This is a genomic window from Mammaliicoccus sp. Q-M61, from assembly GCF_022386055.1.
Classification (GTDB): domain Bacteria; phylum Bacillota; class Bacilli; order Staphylococcales; family Staphylococcaceae; genus Mammaliicoccus; species Mammaliicoccus sciuri_A.
In genome coordinates this window covers 85557-96928 of sequence record NZ_JAJNJL010000011.1, presented here as the reverse complement: position 1 = coordinate 96928, position 11372 = coordinate 85557, and the positions used below count along the sequence as shown (strand labels likewise).

9 protein-coding genes and 1 rRNA gene are annotated in these 11372 nt (G+C 35.2%); 1 reads left to right on the top strand and 9 read right to left on the bottom strand.

Features of this window, described 5'->3' with window-relative positions; all coding sequences use genetic code 11:
- Positions 1–87 (top strand): 5S ribosomal RNA (rrf, locus tag LQ677_RS12815); the annotation flags it as partial.
- 211 nt (positions 88–298) lie between these two features.
- On the opposite strand, the gene ilvA is transcribed toward rrf, so the two are convergent.
- The 9 genes from ilvA to ilvD are packed head-to-tail and all read right to left on the bottom strand — an operon-like array spanning position 299 to position 11086.
- Entirely contained in the window at positions 299–1564 is a 1266-nt protein-coding gene (gene ilvA, locus LQ677_RS12810) for a threonine ammonia-lyase IlvA (RefSeq protein WP_196307919.1), read from the bottom strand.
- A gap of 14 nt (positions 1565–1578) precedes the next feature.
- Positions 1579–2148 (bottom strand): 3-isopropylmalate dehydratase small subunit, encoded by a 570-nt coding sequence (gene leuD / locus LQ677_RS12805; RefSeq protein WP_107577066.1) that lies wholly within the window; start codon positions 2146–2148, stop codon positions 1579–1581.
- Positions 2149–3522, bottom strand: coding sequence for a 3-isopropylmalate dehydratase large subunit (gene leuC / locus LQ677_RS12800; RefSeq protein WP_037589613.1), 1374 nt, complete (start codon positions 3520–3522; stop codon positions 2149–2151). It lies immediately after the preceding gene.
- A 15-nt stretch (positions 3523–3537) separates the two neighbouring features.
- Positions 3538–4578: a 3-isopropylmalate dehydrogenase gene (gene leuB, locus LQ677_RS12795; protein WP_037589612.1), complete on the bottom strand. Its 1041-nt coding sequence runs from the start codon at positions 4576–4578 to the stop codon at positions 3538–3540.
- Entirely contained in the window at positions 4575–6107 is a 1533-nt protein-coding gene (locus LQ677_RS12790) for a 2-isopropylmalate synthase (protein WP_239748998.1), read from the bottom strand. Before LQ677_RS12790 ends, leuB begins: the two co-directional genes overlap by 4 nt.
- Positions 6108–6136: 29 nt before the next feature.
- Positions 6137–7144, bottom strand: coding sequence for a ketol-acid reductoisomerase (ilvC, locus tag LQ677_RS12785; RefSeq protein ID WP_239748996.1), 1008 nt, complete (start codon positions 7142–7144; stop codon positions 6137–6139).
- Positions 7145–7178: 34 nt separating this feature from the next.
- Positions 7179–7652 (bottom strand): acetolactate synthase small subunit, encoded by a 474-nt coding sequence (gene ilvN, locus LQ677_RS12780; protein ID WP_025905048.1) that lies wholly within the window; start codon positions 7650–7652, stop codon positions 7179–7181.
- Positions 7652–9385, bottom strand: coding sequence for a biosynthetic-type acetolactate synthase large subunit (ilvB, locus tag LQ677_RS12775; protein ID WP_239748995.1), 1734 nt, complete (start codon positions 9383–9385; stop codon positions 7652–7654). Before ilvB ends, ilvN begins: the two co-directional genes overlap by 1 nt.
- 12 nt (positions 9386–9397) lie before the next feature.
- Positions 9398–11086: a dihydroxy-acid dehydratase gene (ilvD, locus tag LQ677_RS12770; protein ID WP_025905050.1), complete on the bottom strand. Its 1689-nt coding sequence runs from the start codon at positions 11084–11086 to the stop codon at positions 9398–9400.
- Positions 11087–11372 lie beyond the last annotated feature (286 nt).

The window sequence follows — 11372 nt, the reverse complement described above, 5'->3', positions numbered from 1 at the left end:
CTGTTCCCATGCCGAACACAGAAGTTAAGCTCTTTAGCGCCGATGGTAGTTGGGCTTACGTTCCGCGAGAGTAGGACGTTGCCGGGCAAATGTTTATAAATGGATGCGATGAGCCGCACTCGAGACCTGTTAGGTCTCTTTTTTTATGTTTAAATTTAGTTGAAATAAAGTAGAAGATAAAGGGCATGTATACAGTACATAATAATTAAGCATATAGAATACGATTTATAACTAAAAAAACATCTCATTTCTTTCTGTAATAAACAGAGAAATGAGATGTTTTTATTTGGTTACGTACTTATATTAGTAAAGAATAAAGCATTTTATTCTTATTAATATAGATGTATTTAGGATCAAATTCGCTAACGTTCTTATAAAGTTGGTCTAAATCATTATGATCTTTAAGTTGAATGCCTATAATAACAGAACCTGTATTTTGGCTCGATTTTTTTAAGTATTCAAATTTTGTAATATCATCATTTGGTCCAAGTACTTCGTTAACAAATTCTCTTAATGCACCTGGTCTTTGTGGGAAGTTAACAATAAAGTAATGTTTCATATCTTCAAATAAAAGTGAGCGTTCCTCAATTTCTTTCATTCGGTTAATATCATTGTTACCACCACTGACAATACAAATAACATTTTTACCTTTAATATCATTTTTATAATGATTAAGTGCAGTGACACTTAATGCGCCAGCTGGTTCTGCAATAATAGCTTGTTTAGAGTACATATCTAGGATTGTACTACATACTTCACCTTCATCTACAGCAACAAAGTCATCAACAACATTTTTTGAAATTTCGAATGTTAATTGTCCAACTTTTCCTACTGAAGCACCATCTACAAATTTATCGATATCTGTTAATGTAACAATTTTATTAGCTTTAACAGATTGCGCCATACTACTTGCTCCAAGTGGTTCTACACCAACGACTTGAGTAGTAGGCATTGTATCTTTAAGATAAGTGCCTACTCCTGAAATTAAGCCACCGCCACCAATTGCAGCGAAGCAATAATCAAATTTGATATCTTCTTCTTCTGCATAGTCTACTATTTCTTTAGCAATCGTACCTTGACCAGCAATTGTATTAATATTATCGAATGGATCAATAAAGCTTAATCCAAATTGTTCAGTATAATCTAACGCATGTTTTAAGCAATCATCAAAAGTATCGCCAATTAATTCTATTTGTACAAATTCACCACCGAAAAATTTAACTTGATTAATTTTTTGAGCTGGTGTTGTTACTGGCATAAATATAACAGCTTTGATTTCGAGTTGTTTAGCCGTGAATGCGATACCTTGTGCATGATTACCTGCACTCGCACAACTAACGCCATTTGCTCGTTCTTCGTCTGTTAACTGATTAATTGCATAGTACGCACCTCTTAATTTAAAGGAACGTACCCATTGCAAATCTTCTCTTTTTAAATATACATTACAGTCAAACTTCTGTGATAAATACATATCTTTTTCTAAAGGTGTTTGTTTTACTGTATCTTTTAATTTTAAAAATGCTTCTTCTATATCTTCAGCACTTAAACGTGTTTTTAAGGTCATTCTACCACTCCCAATTAGTTGTGCATTTTTTCATATTGGTTGATCTGTTCTTCATAAGTTAATGTAATTGCAATATCATCTAAACCGTTAACCAATTTATTCTTCCATGTCGCATCTATATCAAAATGATATTTTGCTTCAGGTGTAATAATTTGTTGGTTAGGTAAATCAATCGTTATTTCACTATGTTGCGCAATTGCTTCTCTGTCTTCTTTATTTTCAATTACGATAGGTAACATACCATTTTTAGTACAGTTCATATAAAATATATCACTGAAACTACCTGCTATAATGATTAAGAATCCAAAGTCTTTTAATGCCCAAGCTGCGTGTTCTCTTGATGAGCCACAACCAAAATTATCACCTGAAATGAGTATGCTTGCACCTTTGTATTCTGGTTTATTTAAGTTGAAATCTGGATTATCAGAACCATCTTCTAAATAACGCCATTCGTCGAATAAGAAGGGGCCAAAACCAGTTTTAGAAATTCTTTTCAAAAAAGCTTTTGGAATGATTTGATCCGTATCAATATTATCATTGAGTAGGGGAACTGTTTTACCATTAAAAATATTAATTGGTTCCATTTAAATGACCACCTTTCTAGTATCTACAAATCTTCCGTTAATAGCTGCTGCTGCTGCCATTGCAGGAGATACAAGATGCGTTCTTGCGCCTTTACCTTGACGACCTTCAAAGTTACGGTTACTTGTTGAAGCACAGTGAACACCGTTAGGAACTTGGTCAGGGTTCATTCCTAGACACATTGAACATCCAGGTTCGCGCCAATCAAATCCTGCTTCTTTGAAAATTTTATCTAAACCAAGCGCTTCTGCTTGAAGTTTAACACTTCTAGAGCCCGGAACGACTATTGCTGTAATATCTTGATGGACTTTATGACCATCTACAATTTTACTTGCTTCAATAAGATCTGAAAGTCTTGCATTTGTACAAGAACCAAGGAAAACATAACCTAGAGGAATATCTCTAGCAGTTTGACCTGGTTGAAGGCCCATGTAATTATAGGCTCTTTCATCATTTAAATCTTTAATTTCTGGGAATGGTGTATTAAAACTAACACCCATTTCAGGACTTGTACCCCAAGTGACTTGTGGTTCAAGATCACTTACGTCTACAGTAATTACTTTATCGTAAGTAGCATCTTCATCTGAATACAAAGTTTTCCAATCTTCAATAGCTGCTTCAAAGTTCTCTGGTTGATATTTACGTCCTCTTACATATTCAAAAGTTGTTTCATCTGGCTTCATCATGCCATATTTAGCACCAGCTTCGATTGCCATATTACAAATTGTCATTCGCTCATCCATTGTCATATTAGAAATAGCTTCACCAGCGAATTCTAAAGCGTAACCAGTACCAAAATCAACGCCGTGTTGATTGATTAAGTATAGGATAATATCTTTAGCATAAACACCAGTTGGCAATGTACCATCAACTTGAATTTTCAAGTTCTTTGGTTTAGTTTGCCATAGTGTTTGAGTTGCAAAAACATGTTCTACTTCACTTGTACCTATACCAAAAGCAATAGCTCCAAATGCACCATGCGTTGCAGTATGTGAATCACCACATACGATAGTTTTACCTGGTTGTGTTAAACCTGTTTCTGGGCCAACCATATGCACGATACCTTGTTCATCTGAACCCATATCAAATAACTTTACACCAAATGCTTCACAGTTTTTTTGCAAAGCACTAATTTGTTTATTAGCAATTTCATCTCTAATATTGAATATATCAACTGTAGGTACATTATGATCCAATGTTCCAAACGTTCGATCGGGACGTCTTACTTTCCTATTTTGTAATCTTAAGCCTTCGAATGCTTGAGGAGATGTAACTTCATGAATAAGGTGTAAGTCGATGTATAATAATTGGGGTTCACCTTCTTTACCAGCTATTATATGTCGATTCCATACTTTATCAAATAATGTTTGAGACATGTCGTTTTCCTCCTTCTAAATATTATTTTTGATTGCTTCGAAGACTTCAGATGTACTGTTATTTCCACCTAAATCTTTAGTTGCAATACCTTTCTTGATTGTGCTAAATACGATATCTTCTAAATACTGAGCGCATTCAGGTTGATGTAAACTTTCTCTAATACACATTGCTAATGATAGTAACATACCACTAGGGTTTGCTTTATTTTGACCAGCTATATCAGGTGCAGAACCATGTATTGGTTCATATAAACTTGGTCCATTCTCACCAAAACTTGCAGAAGGTGAAAGGCCAAGTGAGCCTGGAATAACTGAAGCTTCATCACTTAGAATATCTCCAAATAAATTTTCAGTTACAATAACATCAAACTGTTTAGGATTTGTAATTAAATGCATGCTACATGCGTCTACTAAAAGATGATTTAGTGTGACATCTGGATATTCTTTAGAAACTTGTTCTAATGTTTGTCTCCAAAGTTTTGAAGAGCTTAGTACATTTTCTTTATCTACTGATGTAACGATTTTGTTTCGTTTAGTAGCTAACTGAAATGCAACGTGTGCGATTCTTGTAATTTCTTCTTTAGTATATGCAAGTGTGTCAATTGCTTTTTCATCATCAAAATATTTTGGTTCTCCAAAATACAAACCACCCGTTAATTCACGTACAATGATAAAATCAGTACCTTTTACGAGTTCTTCTTTTAATGGTGATAAATGTGCAGTTGATTCAGTAACAATTGTTGGTCTAATGTTAGCAAATAAATTTAATGCTTTTCTAATACCTAATAGGCCGTGTTCTGGTCTATTTTTTGGATCAGTCCATTTAGGACCACCAACGGCTCCTAATAATATTGCATCACTGTTTTGACAAGCATTTAAAGTTTCTGGAGGTAAAGGTTCGCCATGTTTATCGATGGCGATACCTCCAAAATCTTTAGTATCTATTTCATAATCAAAATTAAATTTCTTTGATAATAATTCTAGTATTTCAATACTACCTTCTAAAATTTCTGGACCGATTCCATCACCGGGTAGGGCAGTGATTTTGTATGTCATGACTTTACGCCTTCTTTCAATTTGTTCTCACTGTGTTTAGCATGTGCTTCAACATATGCCTTACAAGAAGCATATAGGATATCGTAGTCAATACCGATACCTGTATATACTTCGTCTTCAAATTCTACTTGAACGTGTACTTCAGCTTGAGCATCCGTACCTTCTGTAATAGATTCAATTCGATATTGTTGTAATTCAGGCGTGTAATCAAAAATTCTATCAATTGCATTATAAATTGATGTAATTGAACCTGAACCAATAGATGAGTCTTTATAAGTATTTCCTTCTTTATCTTCAATAACGACAACAGCGCTTTGTAAGCCATTTGATACAAATTGAAGTTGAAGTGCATTTACTTTATAGTATGCATTTTCTTCATGTTCACTACCTTGAAGGATAGCGTGTATATCTCGATCAGTTACTTGTTTTTTCTTATCTGCGACTGATTTAAATTGTTTAAATACTTCCACTTGTTCATCTGGTGAGAGATTGTATCCAAGTTCAATTAACTTTTCACTAAACGCATGTTTACCAGATAGTTTACCAAGTGGTAAAGAGTTTTTAACAACACCGACAAGTTGAGGTGTCATAATTTCATAAGTTTCAGGATTTTTCAAAATACCGTCTTGATGAATACCAGATTCATGACTGAAGGCATTTTGACCAACGATTGCTTTGTTTCTTGGGACTCGAAGACCTGAATATCTACTTACCATGTCGCTTGTGTTTTTAGTTTCAGCTAGATTGATATTAGTAGATAGGTTGTAATGATCTTGTCTAACGTGTAGTGCAAGTGCAATTTCTTCAAGAGCAGTATTACCAGCACGTTCACCGATACCATTAATTGCACCTTCAACTCTTCGTGCACCATTTTCAAAAGCAGATAGGGCATTTGCTACTGCAAGACCTAAATCATCATGACAATGAGAACTATATATCACTTCATGATCACTTTTAATTGTTTCAATAAGTGTCTTAAAGATTTGACCATATTCTGTAGGATAAGAATAACCAACCGTATCTGGAATATTGATAATATCTGCACCAGCATCAACTGCTGTTTGCACTGCTTTAATTAAAAATGGTAAAGATGTTCTTGTAGCATCTTCAGGTGAAAATTGAACTTTTTCAAATAATGTTTTTGCATAAGTTACATTTTCAGTAATAGATGCTAATACTTGTTCTTCAGTCATTTTCAATTTATATTCCAAGTGGATAGGGCTAGTTGCTAAGAAAACATGAATTTGTCTATGTTGTGCTTCTTTTGTTGATTCATGTACAGCATCAATATCTGACTTTTTACATCTAGCTAATCCGCAAACTGCAGTTGTTGTTAATGCTTTAGCAATACTTTCTACTGATTTAAAACTACCTTCACTAGAAGCGGGGAAGCCAGCTTCTATTACATCGACTCCCCATTTTTCTAGTTGTATAGCAATTTTGAGGCGTTCATCAAATGAAAAACTGACGCCTGGTGTTTGTTCTCCATCTCTTAGTGTTGTATCGAATATTTGAATATGGTCTGACATAATAATCCTCTCCTTAAATTCTAGTACTTTTATTTAGTTTGAATACTTTTAGCTTTAACGAATGGCATCATGTCACGTAATTCTCTACCTACTGATTCGATTTGATGTCCTTGTTGCTCTTTACGCATTCTTAGGAATTCTTCGAAGCCATTTTCGTTATCTTTAATGAAGCGATCACTGAAAGCTCCTGTTTGAATATCTTTAAGTACTTCTTTCATATTTTCTTTAACATCAGGTGTGATAACACGTTCACCAGATACATAATCACCAAATTCTGCAGTGTTTGAAATAGAATAACGCATGTTTTCCATTCCGCCTTCATACATTAAATCAACGATTAATTTCATTTCATGTAATACTTCGAAGTAAGCAATTTCTGGTTGGTAGCCAGCTTCTACTAATGTTTCGAAACCTGATTGGATAAGTTTCGTTACACCACCACAAAGTACTGCTTGTTCACCGAATAAATCAGTTTCAGTTTCTTCTTCAAAGCTTGTACCGATAACACCAGCTCTAGTAGCACCGATACCTTTTGCATAGCTTAATGCTAATTGAGTTGCTTTGCTTGTAGCATCTTGATATACAGCGTATAGTGCAGGTACAGCACTTCCTTCAGTAAATGTACGTCTAACTAGGTGACCTGGTCCTTTTGGTGCAACTAAGAATACATCTACGTTTGCTGGTGGTTGAATAACTTTAAAGTGAATATTAAATCCATGAGCAAATACTAAAGCATTTCCTTCATCTAAGTTAGGTTCAATTTCTTCTTTATAAACTTGTCCTTGAATTTCATCTGGTAATAGAATCATTACAACGTCAGATTGTTTAACAGCTTCATCTACTGGATATACTTCAAAACCATCTTCTTTAGCTTGATCAAATGATTTACCTGGACGAATACCAATAACAACATCATATCCGTTGTCTTTTAAGTTCTGAGCATGTGCATGTCCTTGTGAACCATATCCAACTACTGCGATTTTCTTACCTTGTAATGCGTCCTCTGTTACCGTGTTGTCATAAAATACTTTAGTCATAATAAATGCCTCCATTAATTTGTTTTATTTTGTATTATAGTAATCCTGCAGAACCTGTTCGTGACACTTGTGTCACAGGATATATTTTTAAATCATCCAATAGATTTTCTATTGTTTGATGGGTTCCAATTGCTTGAATATAAATATAATCTTCTAAATCTTTTAAAATGGTTAATTGACCTTCATAAGGCTTAATGATTTTTTCGAACGTTTGATAATCGTCAGGATGTCCTAACTTGATTAAAATAAGTTCTCTATTAAATAGGTTGTTATCTGTAATATCTAGGGCAGATATTACATTTACTTGCTTTTCTAACTGCTTAATAATTGTTTCTGTACTACTTTCATCTGAAACATCCACAATAAATGTAATATTTGTAATGCCCTCTGTTTCAGTAGGCGTTGCAGAAAGAGAAACAATGTTGTATTGTCTCCTTACAAAAATACTTGTAAGTCGGTTGAGTGTACCCGCTCTATCGAGTACTTGAGTCTTAATTGTTCTTTTCATTATTCAACGCCCTCCATTTTGTAGTTTGGTTGTCCACTTGGAACCATTGGAAGTACTGGTTCAGAAGGGGAAATTCTAATTTCGATTAAGGCTGGGCCTTTATGAGCGAATGCTTCATCAAGCGTAGATTCTAATTTATCATTAGAATCGATCATGAACCCTTTAACGCCATAGCTTTCAGAAAGCTTCATAAAGTCAGGCTGCACAGCAAATACTGAATGAGAAAAACGTTGGCTATAAAATTTATCTTGCCATTGTTTAACCATACCTAAAGCACCATTGTTGATTAATACGATTTTGATGTCATTATCAAATTCATTTAAAATGGCCATTTCTTGGTTAGTCATTTGGAAACCACCGTCACCAACAAAGGCAACAACTGTCTTGTCAGGGTGTGCAAACTTGGCACCCATAGCAGCTGGAATACCGAAGCCCATTGTTCCTAAACCACCGCTTGTAATAATTTGACCATGTGTTTTAAATGGATAATATTGAGCAACCCACATTTGATGTTGACCTACGTCAGTTGCAACAAGGGCATCTCCGTTTGTAATCTTTCCGATATACTCAATTGCTTGTTGTGGCTTAATAAAGTCATCAGTTGGTTTATCATATCTAAATGGATATGTTGCTTTATTAGATAAACAATGTTCATACCATTCATGATGGATAAGCTCATGAGCATCATATTCTAATAGTGCTTCTAATGTTTGTTTTGCATCGGCAATAATACCTAAATCTGTAGGAATGATTTTGTTAATTTCACATGGATCGATATCTACATGAATAACTTTAGCGTCTTTTGCGAATTCATCTGGGTTACTTGCTAGACGATCATCAAATCGGCTACCAAAGTTAATTAACAAATCACATTCTGTTAATGCCATGTTACTTGCATATGATCCATGCATACCGCCCATACCTAAGAATAATGGGTCAGAGTAGGGGATAGAACCTAATCCTAGCAAAGTGTTTACAACAGGAATTTTGTATTTATTAGCAAATGCTGTAAGTTCCTTTGAAGCTTCAGCATGGTTAACACCAGCACCAGCAAGTATAATTGGCTTCTTTGCTAAACGAATCATTTGGATAACTTGTTCAATCTCTTTATCTTCTGGCGTTAAGTTAATATGATATCCAGGTAAATTAAGCTCTCTTGGAGAAACTTCAACTGTTTCTAAAACACCGATATCTTTAGGAAAATCGATTACAACTGGACCTTTACGACCAGTTGAAGCAATATGAAATGCTTCATCAATAATCTTTGGAATATCTTTTACATCTGTAATTTGATAATTATGCTTTGTAATAGGTGTTGTCATAGAGAGTAAATCCGCTTCTTGGAAAGCATCTTTACCAATACCTGGTCTGTGAACTTGTCCTGTAAGTACAACTAGTGGAATTGAGTCACTCATAGCATCAGCTATTCCAGTAATTGTATTAGTTGCGCCAGGTCCGCTTGTAACAACTACAACACCAGGTTTACCTGTAACTCTTGCATATCCTTCAGCTGCGTGAACTGCACCTTGCTCGTGTCTCGTAAGAATATGAGGCACTTTACCTTCATAAAAGGCATCATATAAAGGTAAGACAGCACCGCCAGGATATCCAAAGATGTAATCGACTTCTTGATCAATAAATGATTGGACAAGTAATTCTGCCCCTGTGTAAGTTATTGTCTTTTCTTTAGTTGCTTCATCTGGTTCTTTGTATGATTTAGTAGTTAGTGCCATGCAAATCACTCCTTAAATTAGTTCGTCCGGTACTTTCAAGATGCCTCCTGTATTTGCACTTGTTACAAGGGCAGTGTATCTTGCAAGATAACCAGTCTTAACTTTAGCTTTAAATGGTTCAATGTTTTGTTTTCTAGCATGTAATTCTGCTTCAGAAACATTTACATCTAATGTACGATTCGTTAAATCAATGATGATTTCATCACCGTCTTGGATGAGTCCGATAGGTCCACCCGCGGCAGCTTCTGGTGAAATATGTCCGACAGCGATACCTCTTGTTGCACCTGAGAATCGACCATCTGTTATTAATGCAACATCTTTACCTAGACCTCTACCGACGATAGATGAAGTAGGTGCTAACATTTCCGGCATTCCAGGTCCACCTTTAGGGCCTTCATAACGAATGACAACAACGTGACCTTCTCTAACAGTGTGGTTATCAATTGCTTCAACCGCTTCATCATGTGAACTAAAGCAAATCGCTTTACCAACAAATTTCTTGATTGATGGATCAACACCACCAACTTTAATAGCTGCACCATCTGGCGCGATATTTCCAAATAACATTGATAAGCCACCAGTTTCAGAGAATGGATTATCTCTTGTATGGATAACTTCTGTATTTTTAATTTCACGATGTTCGTTATTTTCTCTTAATGTTTTGCCTGTGACTGTAATACGGTCAGGATGTAAAACATTATCGAGTTTGAGTAATTCACCGATGATAGCTGGTACACCGCCTGCTTCATGTACATCATGCATTGAGTATGAAGAACTTGGTGCAATTTTAGATAGGTAAGGTGTACGTTTAGCTATTTCATTTACTCTATTTAAGTCATAATCGATACCAGCTTCATTTGCTAAAGCTAAAGTATGAAGGACTGTATTTGTAGAACCACCCATTGCCATATCTAAAGCAAATGCGTCATCAATTGCATCTTTAGTAATGATGTCTTTAGGTTTAATGTCTTTTTTAACTAAGTCCATTAGTTTAAAGGCTGCTTCTCTAATTAATTCTCTTCTTTCTTCTCCTACAGCAATAGCTGTTCCGTTATAAGGTAATGCTAATCCTAATACTTCCATTAAGCAGTTCATTGAATTTGCTGTAAACATGCCTGCACATGAACCACAAGTAGGGCATGCGTTCTTTTCCATATCTAAGAATTCTTCTTTCGTCATTGAACCACCTTTGAATGATCCAACTGCTTCAAACATCGAAGATAAAGTTAATGCTTTACCAGTTGCAGATAAACCAGCTTTCATTGGTCCACCTGAACAGAAGATTGCAGGTACGTTTGTTCTAACAGATGCTAGTAACATACCAGGTGTAATCTTGTCACAGTTTGGCATGTAGAATACGCCGTCAAACCAGTGTGCGTTAATAACAGTTTCAGCTGCGTCAGCAATAACTTCTCTACTTGGTAATGAGTAGCGCATCCCGATGTGACCCATTGCTATACCATCGTCAACACCGATTGTATTGAATTCAAATGGAATACCACCTGCTTCTCTAATCGCTTCTTTTGCGATATCTGCCAATTCCCTTAAATGAACATGTCCTGGGACAATATCAATGTAAGAATTGCAAATCGCAATAAATGGTTTATTCATATCCGTTGGGCTCTTGATTTGTCCTGTTGCATGTAATAGGCTTCTTGCAGGTGCTTGGTGATCACCTTTTTTGATCATGTCACTTCTCATAATTACACTCCTCTAGAAAAATAAAAAAGCAACGTCCCAATAAATATGGGACGTTGCTTCGAGTCCCATTCAAGTAGAAATAGGACTTAAACCATACAGTAAATTGAAGCTTACTGTTGTTCGAGTCCTTCTGAGCGTAATAAAATCACTAATATGCTGTATTCGATTGTCGGTTTATTTGCCGTCATTGTGAAATTCATTACAACTCGTCCTTTCTTCTCAAATGTGAACCATATTTTTAGTTAAGATTTTTGAATAGTTAAAAAATTTATGTACTAAATTTAAC